An 18,630-nucleotide genomic window follows, 5' to 3' on the forward strand; every position below is an offset into this window, starting at 1 on the left:
GATACTCCAATTAAAAATAGATAAGGTTAACCATCAAGATCGGTTGATCGGTGCGTAATGGGGTTCTGCGGACAAACACCACTGCTGGTAACGTTGATAAAGCTGCTGATAACGGGCAACTTGCTCGGCATTTGGGGTCAGGGTACGTTCAATCTGACAAGCCATATGGCGTTGTGCTGTTGGCACATCATCAAACACGCCAGCGGCTACCGCGGCAAAAATAGCGGCACCGAGTGCACAGCATTGATCCGAGGCCACTATTTGCAGCGGGCGGTTCATCACATCGGCACAAACTTGCATGATAACCGGAGATTTACGGGCAATGCCGCCTAAGGCCAGCACGTTCTCCACGGGGATATCTTGTTGTTCAAAGCATTCCATAATGGCACGCGCCCCAAATGCTGTCGCGGCGATAAACCCGCCAAAGAGCGTAGGAGCATCGGTACCCAAATTCAGGTCGGTAATCACTCCTTTTAGGCGCTGATTGGCATTAGGAGTGCGGCGACCATTAAACCAATCCAGAACCACTGGAAGGTGATCAAGAGAGGGATTTTTCGCCCATTCAGCCGTCAGTGAGGCCAATAGAGTAGATTCAATTTGTTTTAGCTGTGGTTGCAATTCGGGCTGTGCCAAGGCGACTTGGTGTAATGGCCAACTCAGCAGACGACTGAACCAAGCATACATATCACCGAAGGCAGATTGACCTGCCTCCATGCCTATCCAACCGGGCACGACACTGCCTTCGACTTGCCCACAAATGCCCGCAATCGCACGATCACCCACCAATTTTTCATCAGCAATCAAAATATCGCAGGTGGAGGTGCCGATGACTTTAACCAAGGTATAAGGCTGAGCACCCGCACCAACAGCGCCCATATGGCAATCAAATGCACCGCCAGAAATGATCACGGTGGCGGGTAGCCCAAGACGTTCAGCCCATTCTGCAGTGATTAACCCTACAGGACGTTCGGCAGTATAGGTATCGGTAAACAGGGGGTATTCAAGGTCGTTCACCAGACTAGCATCCAGTGCGGCTAAAAACTCCCGTGGCGGTAATCCTCCCCATGACGGATGCCACAAACTTTTATGGCCTGCGCTACAACGGCCCCGTTGGATATTCTGTGGAGCCGTAGTGCCGGATAACAATGCGGGAACCCAATCACAGAGTTCAATCCAAGATACCGCCGCTTCACGTACCGCCGCATCAGCGCGCGTGACATGCAGAATTTTTGCCCAGAACCATTCGGAAGAATAAACACCACCGATATAGCGAGAATAATCCGCAAATTCTCCACTGCGGCATAAACGGTTGATTTCTTCAGCTTCTTCAATCGCTGTGTGGTCTTTCCACAAGACAAACATCGCATTGGGGTTATCGGCAAAATCAGGGCGTAATGCTAAGACCCGACCTTGCGCATCAATCGGTGCCGGTGTTGAGCCGGTGGTATCAACCCCAATCCCCACAATCTGTTGGCGCTGTTCTGCTGACAATCGGCCGACCACCTGACGAATGGCTTGCTCCATGGCTTCAATGTAGTCAAGGGGATGATGGCGAAATTGGTTTTGAGCCGCCTGAGAATAGAGTCCTTGCTGCCAGCGTGGGTAGTAGACAACTTCGGTATCGATCTCGGTGCCATGTTGACAGTCTACCGCCAATACCCGGACGGAATCGCTGCCAAAATCCAGGCCGAGGGAGATAGCCTTATTTGCCGAAATGGCACTCTCTGCCGAGATAACGTCGCCTGTCATAAGTGGTTGCTCCTAATGATTGCAGAACACGAGGATTGATTGGCAATAGCCTATTGATTGCTATCAAAGATAGAAGTGTGCGCAAGCAAGCGGTGAGGAGTAGATAGCTGGAAGTATGCACTTTTCTGCTTCCTACAGCGTTTTTGTGATGTCAGTCAAAAGTTAGAGAGAGGTTAAATTTGCTGAATATATGGATAAATAAACTGTAATCTCTGGATGTGATAGCGCTCTACATTCCGAAGCATAAATCACGCTAAAACTGTCATCGTCTTACCGGGTATGGCGAGGTTATCTGGCTTTTAATAAAGCATTTAGCCTTGCGGAAACTAAAAAACATGATTGATAACGTTTCCACAAAAAATCGTCAGACTTGAATTCTTGACGAATAAATAAACAAAAAATGTCTCTTCCTACAAAAACAGTCCGGAGAACACTATGCATAAATTAACTAAGGCGCTGGCAGTCGTTGGGTTAGCGGCCGTTATGTCACATTCAGCTATTGCCGAAAGCATGAAGTTGGGCTTTCTGGTGAAGCAACCTGAAGAACCCTGGTTCCAGACCGAATGGAAATTCGCGGATAAAGCCGGTAAGGACTTAGGTTTCGAAGTGATAAAGATTGCAGTGCCCGATGGTGAGAAGACGTTAAATGCAATTGATAGTCTGGCGGCCAGTGGCGCCAAAGGCTTCGTTATCTGTACACCGGACCCGAAATTAGGGCCAGCCATTGAAGCTAAGGCGCGCAGCTATAACTTGAAAGTCATCGCGGTTGACGATCAATTTGTGAATGCCAAAGGCAAACCGATGGAAAGCGTGCCGTTAGTGATGATGGCAGCGACCAAAATTGGTGAGCGCCAAGGGCAGGAATTGTGGAAAGAAATGAATAATCGTGGTTGGCAGCCGGGTGAAACCGCTGTGATGGCCATTACCTCTGATGAGTTGGACACAGCACGCCGTCGCACTACGGGCTCAATGGATGCGCTGAAAGCAGCAGGCTTCCCAGAGAAACAGATCTATAAAGTTCCGACGAAATCCAATGATATCCCCGGCGCATTTGATGCCGCCAACTCCATGTTAGTACAGCATCCTGAAGTGAAAAATTGGCTGATTGTGGGCATGAATGACAACACCGTGTTGGGCGGCGTGCGGGCAACAGAAGGTCAGGGCTTTAAAGCACCGAATGTCATCGGTATTGGCATCAATGGTGTGGATGCCGTCAGCGAACTGTCCAAAGGCCAAGCGACCGGCTTCTATGGTTCCCTGTTACCGAGCCCAGATATCCATGGCTACAAAAGTATTCAGATGCTGCATGACTGGGTAACCAAAGATGTCGAACCGGCGAAATTTACCGAAGTCACCGATGTGGTGTTGATCACTCGGGATAATTTCAAAACTGAGTTAGAGAAGAAAGGCCTGATGTAATTCCGCTATGCGCAATGGCGCACTGGGGGTAGGCGTGGCTTGCCCCCAGTGCAACCCCACTTTATAAGGAAGCCATCATGTCAGCACTCCATTCTGCGTTACAAGCCGAGCTGGAAGCCGAGCAGTCACCTTATTTGGCGTTTTGTGGCATCGGAAAAAGTTTCCCCGGTGTTCAAGCGCTGGATGATATTAGTTTCACGTGTCAGGCGGGCCAGATCCACGCTCTGATGGGTGAGAATGGTGCGGGTAAATCCACCTTGCTGAAAATTCTCAGTGGCAATTACACGCCAACGCAAGGCGAGATCCGCATTAAAGGCAAAACGGTTAATTTTACCAATACCACTGAGGCGCTTGATGCCGGTGTCGCCATCATCTATCAGGAGCTGCATTTGGTTCCTGAAATGACGGTGGCTGAAAATATCTATTTGGGTCAATTACCAACCAAAATGGGCATGGTTGATCGCAAATTGCTGCGTTATGAATCCAGCATACAGTTGGCACATTTAGGGTTGGATATTGATCCCGATACGCCACTGAAATATCTCTCTATTGGCCAATGGCAGATGGTAGAAATTGCCAAAGCGCTGGCCCGAAATGCCAAAATTATTGCTTTTGATGAGCCGACCAGTTCGCTGTCGGCGCGTGAAATCGAACAATTGTTCCGAGTGATCCGTGAGTTACGTGCTGAAGGACGGGTCATTTTGTATGTCTCCCACCGTATGGAAGAAATCTTTGCCTTGAGTGATGCCATTACCGTCTTCAAAGATGGCCGCTATGTGCGCACCTTTGATGATATGGAACAGGTCAATAATGATTCGCTGGTGCAAGCCATGGTCGGGCGTAATTTGGGCGATATCTACGGTTATCAGCCACGTGAGCGAGGTGCTGCGCGCCTGACATTGCAAGACGTTAAAGCCATTGGCGTGAAATCCCCCATCAATCTGACGGTGCACCAAGGCGAAATTGTGGGTCTGTTTGGTTTAGTCGGTGCTGGCCGAAGTGAGTTACTGAAAGGGGTATTTGGCGGCACAAAATTGACCAGTGGGCAGGTATTACTGGATGGCAAACCCATCTCGATTCGCTCGCCAATTGACGCTATCACGGCCGGTATCATGCTGTGCCCTGAAGATCGCAAAGCAGACGGCATCATTCCCGTCCATTCGGTGCAGGACAACATCAATATTAGTGCTCGGCGCAAAACATTGACGGCGGGTTGCCTGATCAATAACCGCTGGGAACGAGAGAATGCGGCGTTACGCATTGAGTCACTGAATATCAAAACGCCAGGTGCTCATCAATTGATTATGAATCTATCAGGGGGGAATCAGCAGAAAGCCATCTTAGGTCGCTGGTTATCCGAAGATATGAAAGTGATCTTGTTGGATGAACCGACACGGGGCATCGACGTTGGGGCTAAGCACGAAATCTACAACGTTATTTATCAACTGGCGAAGCAAGGTATTGCCGTGTTGTTTGCCTCCAGTGATTTGCCTGAAGTGCTCGGGCTGGCTGACCGGATCGTGGTGATGCGTGAAGGGGCGATTTCTGGCGAGTTAGACCACGGTTATGCCACCGAAGAGCAAGCGCTAAGTTTAGCGATGCTCCGCACCCCGAATATTGCTACTGATGCCGCGCCTGCGGTTGCCTGATTAAGGAGTAAACCATGTCCAGCGTTACGTTGAATTCTGATAAGAAGAATCCGGCATCAAATTCGTCACCCTCACAACCGCCACAGGATGCGCCGGCTAAAGGCGGCTTAGGCCTATCTCGCATCTGGGACAGTTACGGCATGCTGGTGGTCTTTGCGGTGGTCTTTATTGGCTGCATTATTTTTGTGCCTAATTTTGGCTCCTTCATCAATATGAAAGGGTTAGGGCTAGCTATCTCGATGTCAGGGATGGTGGCTTGCGGGATGTTGTTCTGTCTAGCATCCGGTGATTTTGACTTATCCGTCGCCTCGGTCATTGCTTGCGCCGGTGTCACTACTGCTGTCGTGATAAATATGAGTGAAAGCCTGTGGCTGGGTGTGGGCGCAGGTCTGTTACTGGGGGCTGCCTGTGGCTTGATTAACGGCTTTGTTATTGCGCGTTTAAAGATCAACGCTTTAATCACCACATTGGCTACCATGCAGATTGTCCGCGGCTTGGCATACATCATTTCTGATGGTAAAGCCGTGGGTATCGAAGACGAACGTTTCTTTGCGCTGGGTTACACCAACTGGCTGGGTTTGCCTGCGCCAATTTGGATCACCATCGCTTGTCTGGCGCTCTTTGGTTTTCTGTTGAATAAAACGACTTTTGGCCGTAATACCTTGGCAATTGGTGGCAACGAAGATGCAGCGCGTTTGGCTGGGGTACCGGTTGTGCGCACCAAAATTATTATCTTTGTTCTGTCAGGATTAGTCTCAGCAGCGGCAGGGATCATCTTGGCCTCACGGATGACCAGTGGCCAGCCGATGACATCGATTGGTTATGAACTGATTGTTATTTCAGCCTGTGTGCTGGGTGGGGTATCACTAAAAGGCGGTATCGGGAAGATTTCCTATGTGATTGCTGGTGTCTTGATTCTCGGTACAGTGGAAAATGCCATGAACCTGCTGAACATTTCACCGTTCTCTCAGTACGTTGTTCGTGGTTTGATTCTGCTGGCCGCGGTGATCTTCGACCGTTACAAACAGCTGGCTAAACGGACGGTATAAACGCGCTGACGACAGAAAAATCCATAAAAAAGACTCTCTGGCTCACAATTTTGTCACGACTATCGGGCGGCGTGAAATCTGCCCGATAAACTGAAACAAGCAGGATGAGTTTATAGACCAAAAACAGCGTAGGGCTCCAAGGAGGCTATATGTACCATCGAATGGTTCAGGAACCGCAACCCAATCCATTGTTGCCAGGCTATACGTTTAACGCCTACCTGGTCGCGGGATTAACCCCGATTCTGGCAGACGGACCACTCGATTTCTTTATCGACCGGCCGGGCGGCATGAAAGGCTATATTCTGAATCTGACCATTAAAGGTCAGGGTAAGATTTTTGATGGCGAAAATACGTTTTACAGTAATCCCGGCGATTTACTGCTTTTTCCCCCTAAAGCACCGCACTATTATGGCCGCTCACCCAACAGCGATTGTTGGTATCACCGCTGGGTTTATTTCCGGCCACGGGCGTATTGGGCAGACTGGCTGGAATGGCACAGCAAAACACATGAAGTTGGCCGTTTATCCCTTCCAAACAATAATTTATTGCTGGAGTTTGATCGCCTGTTTGCCAATATCGAACAGACACAAAAATCTGGCCGGCGCTTTGGCGAAGAGCTGGGAATGAATTTGCTTGAGCGTTTGCTGTTGCGTGCGATGGAAGAAGACCCTCTTAGCCCGCAACGTATCATGGACCCTCGCGTCATTGAGGCATGTCAGTTTATTACCGGTAATCTGGCGGGTGAGTTGCGTATTGATGAAGTTGCGCGGCATGTCTGTTTGTCGCCCTCGCGGCTGGCGCACCTGTTCCGCGAACAAGTAGGGATTAACATCCTGCGTTGGCGTGAAGATCAGCGCGTTATCCGTGCAAAGTTATTACTGCAAACGACCCAAGAACCCATTGCCACGATTGGCCGTGTCGTTGGGTATGACGATCAACTTTATTTCTCTCGTGTTTTCCGCAAGCGTGTCGGGGTGAGCCCCAGTGATTTTAGGCGTCGCAGCATAGAAACTAACTACCCGCAACGCAGCCTGCGCCAGCCCGAATGGCGTGATAATACTGAGGCGCTAGTGCGGGTTTAAGCCTGCGAGTCACACGCAGTAAGAAATTACCTCTTGTCGCGGGAATCATCATGGTGTCAAATCGGTTAATCGAGAGATATCAGATAACACAATAACCCCCAGAAAATTCAAGGTGTAGGAAACATAACTACCTCTTGAAAAATAACGGGGACTCCGGGCAAGAGGAAATATAATGGCCGAAAAAATTAAAGTGGGTCTACTGGGCTACGGTTACGCCAGCAAAACCTTCCATGCGCCGCTGATCATGGGCACTCCGGGGCTGGAACTGGCAGGTGTTTCCAGCAGTGATGCCAGTAAAGTCCATGCTGACTGGCCAACGATGAATGTGGTTTCAGACCCACAAGCGTTATTTGACGATCCCTCCATTGACCTCATCGTGATCCCCACCCCCAATGACACTCATTTCCCGTTAGCACAAAAAGCACTGGCCGCGGGTAAACATGTGGTCGTTGATAAACCTTTTACCGTGACACTGTCACAAGCAAATGAACTGAAGCGCCAAGCAGATGAGGCGGGTTTACTGCTTTCCGTGTTCCATAATCGCCGCTGGGACAGTGACTTTCTAACGTTAAAAACGCTGCTGGCGGAAGGTGCGCTGGGGAAAGTGGTTTATTTTGAATCTCATTTTGACCGCTATCGTCCAGAGATCCGCCAACGCTGGCGTGAACAAGCCGGTGCTGGCAGTGGTATCTGGTATGATTTAGGGCCGCATTTATTGGATCAAGCACTGCAACTGTTTGGTTTACCAGACACATTAAATGTGGATTTGGGCATGCTACGTCCCGGTGCGCAGTCGGTTGATTATTTCCATGCGGTGCTGAGTTATCCTGGGCAACGGGTCGTGCTGCATGGGACAGTGCTCGCCGCAGCAGAAACGGCGCGTTACATCGTCCATGGTATGCAGGGCAGCTATATCAAGTTTGGTTTAGACCCACAGGAAGATCGGCTGAAAGCGGGTGAACGCTTACCGCAAGCCGATTGGGGTTATGACATGCGCGATGGCGTTGTGACACTGTCACATGATGGTGTGCTTGCTGAGAAACCACTATTGACCATTCCTGGTAATTATCCCGCTTATTACGCCGGTATTCGTGATGCTATCTTGGGTAATGCGGCTAACCCTGTTCCGGCCAGTGAAGCGATTAAGGTGATGGAGTTGATTGAGTTGGGTATCGCTTCTGATCAGCAGAAAAAAGCGTTGCCTGTCACGTCGGCAAATTAAGGGCAGCTAAGCGGATCCCAGCTAAGAAGGGAATGAGGAACACTTTGGCATGTCATGGTTACAACGTCTTAAGATAGATACGTTTTTATTAGTGCTGATTTGTGTGGTGATTATCGCGTCAATCTTCCCGTGCGAAGGGGAAGTTAAAGTGTGGTTTGAACACCTGACGACAGCGGCAATCGCATTATTGTTCTTTATGCACGGTGCTAAGTTATCTCGCGCAGCAATAGTTTCGGGGATGGGGCATTGGAAGCTGCACTTAGTGGTCTTCCTCAGTACGTTTGCCTTATTCCCGCTGCTAGGTCTAGGGATGAACGTTTTGGTGCCTGGCGTGTTAACGCCAACCCTGTATCTGGGCTTTCTCTACTTGTGTGCTTTACCTGCTACCGTTCAATCCGCCATTGCTTATACCTCCGTGGCGGGGGGAAATGTGGCGGCGGCAATCTGTAGTGCATCAGCATCGAGCATTCTCGGTGTATTCCTGTCCCCGATTTTGGTGGGCATGTTGATGCAGACGCAAGGCGGGGAGACAGATACGTTGCATGCCATTGGTTCAATCGTCATGCAATTGATGGTGCCATTCATTGTCGGCCATCTATCACGCCCATTGATCGCTAAATGGGTTGAACGCCATAAAAAGCTGGTGAATATTACTGACCGGTCATCCATTCTTTTGGTGGTGTATGTTGCGTTCAGCGAAGCGGTGGTCCAAGGGATTTGGCATCAGATTGATGGTTGGTCGTTGTTGGCGATATTAGTCTGCTCGATGGTTTTGCTCACCGTCGTATTAGTCGTCAATACGTTGGCTGCACGTTGGTTAGGCTTCAATACGGCAGATGAAATCACCATTGTGTTCTGTGGATCGAAGAAAAGTCTCGCTAACGGTATTCCGATGGCAAATGTATTGTTCCCCGCCTCTGTAGTCGGGGTGATGGTATTGCCATTGATGATATTCCATCAGGTTCAATTGATGGTTTGTGCGGTATTAGCACAACGTTACGCCAAAAGGGTGGCGCGCGAGAACGCCGAGCTGGCGCTATCGACGGCATCGCCTGCTTCAAGGGATAGCGTCGAGACGAAGTAGACTCCGGTAACAGCCAATTGATTTGGGTTCAAAATAGAAAAACGCCCGTACCTGATTGAGATACGGGCGTTTTTTTATGTCGATTGTGGTGACTGACTATCCTAGGATTTTATCGTGCAGAGCCTGCTTTTCAGATTCGCTAAGGAAGGCCATCGTCAGACCATTCTCTTGCGCTTGATGAATTTCTGCTGGCGTTAACCCCGCAGCAGGTGCTGCTACATGATATTCGTTGCCAATTTCAATGCCTTGAACCGCAGGATCATCGGTATTGATTGAAGCAATGACGCCGTGGCGCAAGAATAGAGCCAGTGGGTGTGTTGCTAATGAGGCGACCGTGCTGGTTTGAATATTGGACGTTAGGCAAGATTCGATACCAATACGGTGTTCAGCCAAATAATCCATCAGCTTAATATCTTCCACTGCTTTGACACCATGACCAATACGCTCTGCGCCGAGCTCACGGATTGCCTGCCAGATACTTTCAGGGCCAGCGGCTTCACCAGCATGAACAGTAATACGTAAACCCGCATCCCGCGCACGATTAAAGTGGCTGAGGAACAGACCGCCGGGGAAACCCAGTTCATCACCGGCCAGATCTAGCGCGGTAATGCCGTCGCGGTGTGCCAGTAACCCATCAAGTTCTTGCAGGCAGGCTTGCTCACCAAATGTCCGGCTGAGAATACCGATCAAGCGAATATCAATATCGAAATCACGACAACCGGCGGTAATGCCGTCAATTACTGCTTCCACGACACCGGCAACGGGTAATTGGTGTTTCATGGCCATGTAAAAGGGGGAGAAGCGCAGCTCGGCATAATGCAAACCCGCATTGGCAGCATCTTCGACATTCTCATAAGCCACACGGCGACAGGCCTCTAGGGAACCTAATACTGCGACGCCCCAATCTAACTTTTGCAGGAAACTGACCAAATCCGGTTCAGTTTTGGTTATTTGCACATGTGGGCGCAGGGCACTAAGTTCATTGGCAGGTAAGGGAAGATTAAATTGGCGACCCAAATCCAGAATGGTTTGCGCACGGATATTGCCATCAAGATGGCGATGAATGTCGGTCAAGGGCTGGCGGGGATCAATCATAATGTGCACTCACTTTTATCGGAAATCGATTCTAGTCGGTAAAGTGCGGAACATTATAAAAACAAATCAGTGAAAATATCCACCGCGTTGCATAGAAAGGTGATTTTCATCACGCATAATGATGAGTGACGGGGTGATAGCAAGGTAGCGCACCATCCATTAACGGAATGGTGCGAGAAGAATCAGTGTGGCAGTGGTGAGATAGCGACACGGACGACTGAATTCAGCTATTTTCCCTGTAAAAACCGGATACCGCTAATCAGTTTATCCATGCCGGCCTCTACCTTACTACGTGCGCAGCCAACATTAAGCCGTAAGAAGCCTCGACCCTCTTCGCCATAGGTGAAACCCGGCATAATGGCTACTTTCTCTTTTTCGATGAGCACTTCTTGTAATTGATGATCGTCAAGATTCAGTGGCCGTAAATCAATCCATGCCAGATAGGTCGCTTGCGGTGGCTGCCAATTCAATGTTGGGAAGGCTTCATTTAAGCGCTGTGCCACATAAACTAAGTTGGCTTGCAGGTAGCTGCGTAATTCGTCTAACCAAGGGGCCCCTTGCTGATAAGCGGCAATATGCGCCACGATAGCGAATACGGCGGGGGAAGAGAGGCCATCACGACCTTTCAACATTTGGGTATAGGTGTCGCGGGTTTCCGTATCACTGATAAAACCATAAGCGCCAGTTAATGCGGGGATATTAAATGTCTTGGAACCCGATGTTAGCAAGGCCCACGGTGTTTGTCCTACCTGACTCCATGGCGTATGCCGTTGATTACCCCACGTCATGTCCATATGTATCTCATCACTGATTACTTTCACTTGATGGCGCTCACACAATTCAGCCATATGAGCCAACTCTTCAGGTGTCCACACTTTACCAGTGGGGTTGTGTGGGCTGCACAGTAATAACACTTTAGTTTGAGGACGCGCTAATAGGGCCTCCAAATGTGCCATGTCACATTGCCATTGGTTATCCACTTTATGGAGTGGGCAACTGAGTAGTTGCCGCTGATTACCGAGGATCACCTTATAAAAAGCATCATAAGCGGGGGTGTGGGTGACGATAAAATCACCGGGTGCTGACCAGCAGCGAATCAATTGGGCCACCATGTAAATCACTGATGGTCCATAGACCGCCATCGATGTATCAATATGGCAACCAAAGCGTTGCTGATACCAATGACGAATAGCCCCCAGAAAATCTTCATGTTGCCAGCGGCTGTAGCCCAATACTCCGTGCTCAATACGTTGGTTGAGTGCTTGTAAAATCACAGGAGCGGTCGGGAAATCCATATCAGAAATAGTAAATGGCAGTAGATCTGCCGCACCAAAACGGTCAGCAATATAGTCCCACTGGGTACACCAAGTGCCATGACGGTCAACCGGCGTGGAGAAATCGAACATGAGTATCTCGCTTATAAAATATACCCTCGGTTTTTGAAGTGACAGAACGAGCCGCTGTCACGTCAAGAACGTTGGGTATATCAGAATGTAAGTAACGGCGCTTACTGTGTGACAGCGCTAAGGCAGGGCAAATTGACCATTGCTTATCAGTGAGTCTAATTCATCTTTCACTGATTGCACTTGCGGGCCGATAACGACTTGCAAATTATGGTCATTCAATTGAATCACGCCGATGGCGCGGTTAGCCTTCAAGGCTTCTTTATCCACGAGGTTCATGTCTTTGACTGACATTCGCAAACGGGTAATACAATTATCCAGTGAGACAATATTATCCGCGCCGCCCAAAGCCTGAAGAATAGCAGGGGAGTTATAGCCAGATTTACCGGTGACGGCACCACCCGCAGCCGCTTTTTCTGCATTACTGCTGGCGACGGTTTCATTTTCACGTCCCGGCGTTTTAATATTGAAGTGCTGTATGGCAAATCGGAAGATCATATAGTACGCAACGAACCAAATGCCAGCGACAACCGGCACCCAATACCATTTAGTGGCAGTTCCGTGCAGAATACCAAACACCACGAAATCAATGATATTCCCGTCAGTATTCCCAATGGTCACGCCCAACAACGCCATCACAGTAAAGCCTAAGCCTGTTAGGATCGCATGGATCAGATACAAGAACGGTGCAACAAACAAGAATAGGAACTCAATGGGTTCGGTTGTTCCGCCAATGACACAGGCAACCACGCCAGAAATCAGCAATCCCTTAATTTTATGGCGATTTTCTGGTTTTGCGCAGTGATACATCGCCAATGCAGCACCGGGCAACCCACCAAGAAATGCGGGCATTTTACCCTGAGACAGGAAGCGAGTGGCGCTTTCAGAGAAGCCGGTGGTCGTCGGACAGGATAGTTGTGCTTGGAAAATAGTCAGTGCACCACTGACACTATGGCCACAAACATCCATCGTGCCACCCGCTTCTGTGAAACGAATCAATGCGACCAAAATATGATGCAGACCAAACGGGAGTAATAAGCGCTCGCCACTGCCGAATATCATTGGGCCGAATATACCGGCCCCATTTATTAACCGACCCAAACCATTAATACCGGCAGCGAACCAAGGCCAGATCAATGGGATCAATAAGCCAATGAGACCAAGAACCACCGTAGTGACGATAGGAACAAAGCGTGTGCCACCGAAGAAAGCTAAAGCATCGGGTAAACGAATGGTGTTGAAACGTTCATGCAGTAAATAAACAATAACCCCAACAATGACCGCACCCAATATGCCCGTATCGATAGACTGAATCCCTAATATATTCTGAATGTTATGGGTTTTCAGTACCAAAGGGTCTGTGGTAGGTAATACGCCGCTGGTGGTGAGATAAAAGTTAGTGGCGAGGTTGAGTACAGCAAAGCCGACAAAACCAGAAAATGCCGCGACGCCTTTATTTTCGCGCGCCATACCCAAGGGGATAGCGATGGCAAACATGACCGGTAAGAAGCTAAAAGCAAAAGAACCTACCTTGCTCATCCAAGTGAATAATAGCTGGAAAGCAGGGTGACCGATGACGGGTAAGAGGGTGATGACATCTTTACTGCTCAGTGAGCTGCCGATGCCCAACATGATCCCACAGAAGGAGAGCAAGGCGACCGGCAACATGAAGGTTTTCCCTAAACTCTGGAAAAATTCCCACAGCGTGATTTTTTGTTTTTTTACCGCTGACATAGTGGCTCCTGTTCTTAAAACACTCGATCGTGGTGATCTTTTCGTCTCCTTAGCTGGAGGTAAAATAAGATAAAACGTTTAACCCAGATAATATGAGTGATAACTCACAATTATTGATCCTGTTTTTGTATAACCTTCGCATTTATTACGCTAGATAGAACTAAAGGCGCGTATTTTATCGTGTCCACAGCTAATGTATGCAAATCGAGGATCCTTGCTGAGTGTTGATCTGCAATGTCAGATCCGTTGATTGTGCTAGAGTCATTTCTGGGATTAAACGTTTAACTTGGCTTATTTGTTGGTATGACCATTAAAAAAATCACCATTACTGATGTGGCAAAATATGCGGGTGTTTCTGTAGCGACGGTTTCGTTAGCTATCAGTGGTAAAGGCCGTATTTCTCCTACCACTTCTGATCGCGTCAATCAGGCTATCGAACAATTAGGTTATGTCCGCAACCGGCAGGCGGCTCAACTGCGAGGAGGGGAGTCAGGGGTGATCGGCTTGATTGTCCGCGACTTAGGCGATCCTTTCTATGCTGCAATGACCGCCGGTTTAAGTGAGGCGATCGAGGCAGAAGGTAAAGTTCTGTTTCTGACGCAAAGTGGCCGAGAAGGCAAGGGGCTATTGCGTTGTTTCGATACACTTATTGATCAAGGTGTTGATGGATTAGTGCTGGGAGGCGGTGCCAGAGCAGATATGGGGTTACAGCAAAAGGCCGCAGAACACGATATTCCCCTCATTTGTGCGGCCCGTGCGAATGTATTGGAAGGCGTTGATGTTGTACGTCCAGATAATATGCAAGCCGCCAAAATGGCGACGGAGTTTCTCATCGATCGTGGTCATCGGAAAATTGCCTACTTAGGGGGGCTCTCGCACTCATTAACTCGTGCGGAACGATTAGGGGGGTTTTGCGCCACATTGCTACAGTATGGCCTGCCTTTTCGATCGGAATGGGTGGTTGAATGTGATGGACAACAGCAAGTGGCTGCTGATGCAACAGAAACCTTACTGCGTCATCATCCTAATGTGAGTGCCATAATTTGCCATCAAGCGTCGGTCGCGCTTGGGGCTTATTTCGGCATTTTGCGTACCGGTAGAACTATTGGGAGTGCGGGTGTCGATACTTACCTCGATCAACAAGTTGCACTGATCGGGTTTGGTGATGCACCAGAAGCTGAGCTGACTGAACCGCCATTAACCATCATCACCAGTTCAGCGCGTGAGATTGGTTACAGCGCCGGACAACGTTTACTTCAACGCATCGCAGGCGTCGATTTGCAATTGCAGGACGTTATATTACCGCCGGTGTTGATCCGCAGGGGCTCAGCTTGAGAATAGAAGATGGGGTTTGAAGGCCAATGGAGTAAAAAAACACGATATTAACGCAACTCATTGTTAAGGCTTAGTTTTAAATGTGACAGTCGCTAATGGACTCACTGCCAATTTGTCTGTTTCCTTAAACTGTCCCGGCGTTTTCCCAAAACGTTCCCGGAATATCTCAATATAAGTACTGACGTTGTTATAGCCGCTCAAATATGCCACTTCGTTTACGGATAATCCGGCGAAAATCCATTGAAGCGAAGAGAGCACTTTTACCTGTTGACGCCATCGGCTAAAAGTAAGCCCGGTTTCCTGATGAAACAAGCGGCTAAGATTTCGTACACTAATACCCCATTTATGGGCCAGTTGTGTCTGACTCAGCACACATTCAGGGTTTTTTAATAATTCGTTTGCAACATTTCTCGCCCGACGATCTTCTGGCATTGTGAGCTGAAGTGGCAATTCAGGTAGCTGATTCAGTTCACAGGTTAATACTTGCAGAAGTGCATCTCTGTAATCGTCAGGCCTGTTCAGGCATAGCCGTTCAAGCAGCTCCAAGATGAAACTATCCACTCCGTAGACCCCAGAACTGAGGGGTAAATGAAGACAGGATGATGGTTTAAGGTAAAGACATTTGCCGCTTACGGCCCCCGAACTCCGGGCTCTGTGGTACAGATTTGCCGGAAACCACCCCACCGACCCTGGGGTAACAATCCATTGAATCAATTCCGTCTCAATTATCATAAGTCCCTGGCTGAGCCAGAATAACTGGCCTGAACCGTGCTTATGCCACTCCGTTGAATGCATAGCGTCATATTTAATCTGAGATGTTTTTATCTGCATGGCCGATTAACCGTATATGTTGTCCTAATGTCGATAATATACCAGTTAAGTCCTGAGGTAGACTTTCTGCCATTACTCAGAATGGAGAATCAAAATGCAAAACATTAAGCAGATAGTCATTGCGGCACTACAGACGCTCATTACGGATCCATTGCATGACGAGAGTAAAATCGCAGCATTTTTTACTCCTGATTATCAACAGAGCGTGGATGGTAAGCAACTGGACTATCATGGGTTTATCAAACATATGAAGGCCATTAAATCGCATACAAAACAGATGAGCATTTCTATTAAAAGTGTCGTGGCTGAAAATGACACTGTGTTCACTCATCACTATGTAAATGTGGAAAAAAATCAGGGTGAGAAGAGCGAGTTTGAGGTTTTTGCCCGCTTTACTTTGTCATCAGAAAAAATTATCCGCTGTGAAGAACTCACAAGAATGATTAACGGGCTACCCGGAGACAGCGATCTGGGTAGCAGAAGTTAATTTTTTCTTCAGTCTGTATTACGTGGCCCAGGATATGTCTGTTTTCTCCGCCACTATCGGTATTATCATTACCTGCCTCGTCAGAATAACTATCTTAATGAGTTAACTTTTGATAATAACTAATGATTTTTAATTTTCACTATCGATTGATGTGAGGTTATTCTAAGTAAGATACAATTAAATTATATTTAATTGGCTTAATAGCTCACGCAGATCATTATTAATTGGTTATATTAATACTTATAGGAATAATATATGAAAAGATTACTTTTTGTTATTGCTCTATGTTCGATTGGAACGGCCAGCGCAACTTGCAAGGTGCCTGAAAGCATTGAAGGTAAAGATTTTATTATGGCAATTTCAGCCAGTTACAGCCCGACAAACCCGATGGCTGGTAATGTTTACAAAATGCAATATCGAAGCGATAAAAAATACAATTATAAAGTGCTTAATAACGGGAATGACTATTCTGGTCAATATCAATATAAGCGAATCGCAGATAATATCGGCATCATTAGTTCAGAGGAGATGTTTGGTGAAAAACTGGCAAAATATACATTGACGTTAATATGTGACAATGACAATTCAGGTGTTTATTTTTATCAACAAAGTGATGGTGTCGCAGGGAATAGATCGAATACATCACACTATTACTTATTAAACTAATGTTATTTATTAAATTAATGAGCCAGGTACCATAAGATCAGTTTAGCTACACATATATCTTATAAAAACGGAGCCATTAGGCTCCGTCTTGCTACTGCACTAATTATATTTATTGTGCTGGTGTTACTGGTTCAGGCGCAACACCAATAGCAGGTGCATCTGCTGGTTCGTCGCCAGAATCATCTTCAGCAGGTGCTCCGCCAAACATACCAAATAAGCCAACAAACTCTTGTACTGACATTTTCTGACCATTCAAATCGACTTTGTTATCGGCAAAGTGGATGCTGCTGCTGATAACATTATCTTTCGTTGTAGTCAGCTTAAACATTTGGCCCATGGCGGCAATGCCTTGAACCTGTTGTTGTGCCAATTTTTGCGCTTCTTCCGGACTGTAACCCTGTAACTGAGCTGCCTGCATGGTCAATTCCGTTGCCATCGGCATTGGAATCGTCAACGTAGCATCGACTTTCTTCACTGCTTGCGTTAACAGAGGTTCGCCGTCGGTTTTCGCTGTTGCTGGGTCAGCAAGATCAACATTTAGCGTAAAGGTACTTTCACCTTTGGCATTTTTCCAACTCAGTGGCGCGATGCTAAAGGTTGGGCTGCCTTTCAGTAGCGCAGGGAGCTTAGCTATCAACATTTCTGTCATTTCTTGCTGATATGCTTCTGCATCTAGATTTTCGCCAGCTTGCACAGCTTTCAGCGCTTGTTGATTATAAGCGGCGGTAAACTGCTTGAGGCTTTGGCCATCCAAACGATCAAAAGCAAACGCTAATTTGCCTGAGCCAAAATCACTTCCCTGAATTTTCAACGAATCCAAGGTGTAAGTCAGCTTACCGTTTAAGTCTTTGTCGGTTTCGCCTAATTGGGTATTGAGGTTGAAACCAACTAATGTTGCAGTCTCTTTGCCATCTAGACTGAAGCTCATCTGCTTAATACCAAGCTGTTGATCGCCAATACTCAGGTCAAATTTACCCATTTGGCTATCGCTTTTCAGTACCAAACCTTGAAGCGTGAATTGCTCTATTTGATCCCACTGATTTTTGGTCGCAAAAACAATATTCTCGCTATCGCCGCTCATCTTCACATTACGGAGATCACGGGAAACATCAGCATCAATCTTGGCACCAGAGAATTTCACGCTGGTGGTATTTTGCTTATAGTCGATCGGAATAAAGGTAATGGCAGAAGAAGTATCACCGCTGTAGGAAATGCGAGAGTCTGCTGTAAACGGCGACTGTCCTTTGGTGACCTCAAACAGTTTTTTTAACGCTGGAGTATTGGCAAGTTCGGTATGTACCGATGCCATGCTTGGGATTAGATTGAATTTCTTCAATTGTGCTAATGGGAAAGGGCCGTGGTCGATAGTTTCGATAAACGCGACTTCATCGCCATCTTTTAACGCTTTTTCACCAGCAACACTGCTATCTGCTTGCAGGACATAACGAACTTGGCTCGTGAACAAGCCGCGCTGATAGTCTGTATACGCGAGTTTTACACCGGCTTTCGGCAACAGCGTGCGGATCTGACCGTTTGCACTATCAACCAGTTCACCCATACGTTGCTCAATCAGTTTACCGGTATACCATGAGGCCCCAGTCCATGCTGCGCCAAGAACGACTATGACGCTGACAGCCACTAACGATTTTTTCATTGTTCTGTTCATCCTTTATCTAATATACCAAATACACTGTGTTGATCACGGTACTGAGTTACTCGTTAAATATCACCAAAGAGAATTCTTAAAAAAATCCTCAAATCAATATAGGCCAAACTGTTCACAAACCAATATTATTGATGCAATAACTCTTTATTGCGAGAAACG

Annotated in this window: 15 protein-coding genes; 9 read left to right on the forward strand and 6 right to left on the reverse strand. The window is 47.7% G+C overall.

Translation table 11 applies throughout. The features are described 5' to 3' along the window. Positions 1 to 33: 33 nt before the first annotated feature. Positions 34 to 1,749 (reverse strand): ribulokinase, encoded by a 1,716-nt coding sequence (locus DA391_RS11130; protein ID WP_108087707.1) that lies wholly within the window; start codon positions 1,747 to 1,749, stop codon positions 34 to 36. Between the two features lie 435 nt (positions 1,750 to 2,184). Here DA391_RS11130 and DA391_RS11135 point away from each other — a divergent pair, with 435 nt between their 5' ends. The 6 genes from DA391_RS11135 to DA391_RS11160 all read left to right on the forward strand — a co-directional run bounded on the left by DA391_RS11135 (position 2,185) and on the right by DA391_RS11160 (position 9,254). Beyond that, entirely contained in the window at positions 2,185 to 3,168 is a 984-nt protein-coding gene (locus tag DA391_RS11135; RefSeq protein WP_019210042.1) for an arabinose ABC transporter substrate-binding protein, read from the forward strand. A gap of 77 nt (positions 3,169 to 3,245) precedes the next feature. After that, positions 3,246 to 4,817: an L-arabinose ABC transporter ATP-binding protein AraG gene (gene araG, locus DA391_RS11140; protein ID WP_050081044.1), complete on the forward strand. Its 1,572-nt coding sequence runs from the start codon at positions 3,246 to 3,248 to the stop codon at positions 4,815 to 4,817. 14 nt (positions 4,818 to 4,831) lie between these two features. Further along, positions 4,832 to 5,866 (forward strand): L-arabinose ABC transporter permease AraH, encoded by a 1,035-nt coding sequence (gene araH / locus DA391_RS11145; protein WP_019210040.1) that lies wholly within the window; start codon positions 4,832 to 4,834, stop codon positions 5,864 to 5,866. 149 nt (positions 5,867 to 6,015) lie between these two features. Continuing rightward, positions 6,016 to 6,948 (forward strand): arabinose operon transcriptional regulator AraC, encoded by a 933-nt coding sequence (gene araC / locus DA391_RS11150; protein ID WP_019210039.1) that lies wholly within the window; start codon positions 6,016 to 6,018, stop codon positions 6,946 to 6,948. Positions 6,949 to 7,120: 172 nt separating this feature from the next. Next, positions 7,121 to 8,170 (forward strand): oxidoreductase, encoded by a 1,050-nt coding sequence (locus DA391_RS11155; RefSeq protein ID WP_050081045.1) that lies wholly within the window; start codon positions 7,121 to 7,123, stop codon positions 8,168 to 8,170. Between the two features lie 49 nt (positions 8,171 to 8,219). Next, positions 8,220 to 9,254, forward strand: a complete 1,035-nt coding sequence (locus DA391_RS11160) for a bile acid:sodium symporter family protein (RefSeq protein WP_050081046.1) — start codon at positions 8,220 to 8,222, stop codon at positions 9,252 to 9,254. A 96-nt stretch (positions 9,255 to 9,350) separates the two neighbouring features. On the opposite strand, the gene add is transcribed toward DA391_RS11160, so the two are convergent. The 3 genes from add to malX form a co-directional block, all read right to left on the reverse strand. Next, positions 9,351 to 10,349, reverse strand: coding sequence for an adenosine deaminase (add, locus tag DA391_RS11165; protein WP_108087708.1), 999 nt, complete (start codon positions 10,347 to 10,349; stop codon positions 9,351 to 9,353). Between the two features lie 227 nt (positions 10,350 to 10,576). After that, the gene (locus DA391_RS11170; protein WP_050873094.1) at positions 10,577 to 11,755 is read right to left on the reverse strand and encodes a MalY/PatB family protein; all 1,179 of its coding nucleotides are present in this window, start codon (positions 11,753 to 11,755) and stop codon (positions 10,577 to 10,579) included. Positions 11,756 to 11,872: 117 nt separating this feature from the next. Continuing rightward, the gene (malX, locus tag DA391_RS11175; protein WP_050081049.1) at positions 11,873 to 13,486 is read right to left on the reverse strand and encodes a maltose/glucose-specific PTS transporter subunit IIBC; all 1,614 of its coding nucleotides are present in this window, start codon (positions 13,484 to 13,486) and stop codon (positions 11,873 to 11,875) included. A gap of 303 nt (positions 13,487 to 13,789) precedes the next feature. Here malX and malI point away from each other — a divergent pair, with 303 nt between their 5' ends. After that, positions 13,790 to 14,821, forward strand: a complete 1,032-nt coding sequence (gene malI / locus DA391_RS11180; RefSeq protein WP_050081050.1) for a Mal regulon transcriptional regulator MalI — start codon at positions 13,790 to 13,792, stop codon at positions 14,819 to 14,821. 63 nt (positions 14,822 to 14,884) lie between these two features. Here the strand turns inward: malI and DA391_RS11185 are convergent, their stop codons facing one another. Continuing rightward, positions 14,885 to 15,382: a helix-turn-helix transcriptional regulator gene (locus tag DA391_RS11185; protein ID WP_240624816.1), complete on the reverse strand. Its 498-nt coding sequence runs from the start codon at positions 15,380 to 15,382 to the stop codon at positions 14,885 to 14,887. A gap of 364 nt (positions 15,383 to 15,746) precedes the next feature. On the opposite strand from DA391_RS11185, the gene DA391_RS11190 reads away from it, so the two are divergent. After that, on the forward strand, positions 15,747 to 16,139 hold the full coding sequence (locus DA391_RS11190) for a nuclear transport factor 2 family protein (protein WP_050081052.1): 393 nt from the start codon (positions 15,747 to 15,749) through the stop codon (positions 16,137 to 16,139). A 255-nt stretch (positions 16,140 to 16,394) separates the two neighbouring features. Next, positions 16,395 to 16,805: a hypothetical protein gene (locus DA391_RS11195; RefSeq protein ID WP_050081053.1), complete on the forward strand. Its 411-nt coding sequence runs from the start codon at positions 16,395 to 16,397 to the stop codon at positions 16,803 to 16,805. A gap of 109 nt (positions 16,806 to 16,914) precedes the next feature. Here DA391_RS11195 and DA391_RS11200 read toward each other — a convergent pair whose 3' ends face one another. Further along, positions 16,915 to 18,459 (reverse strand): YdgA family protein, encoded by a 1,545-nt coding sequence (locus DA391_RS11200; RefSeq protein WP_050081054.1) that lies wholly within the window; start codon positions 18,457 to 18,459, stop codon positions 16,915 to 16,917. Positions 18,460 to 18,630: the final 171 nt, after the last annotated feature.

It is taken from the genome of Yersinia massiliensis (assembly GCF_003048255.1).
Lineage (GTDB): Bacteria > Pseudomonadota > Gammaproteobacteria > Enterobacterales > Enterobacteriaceae > Yersinia > Yersinia massiliensis_A.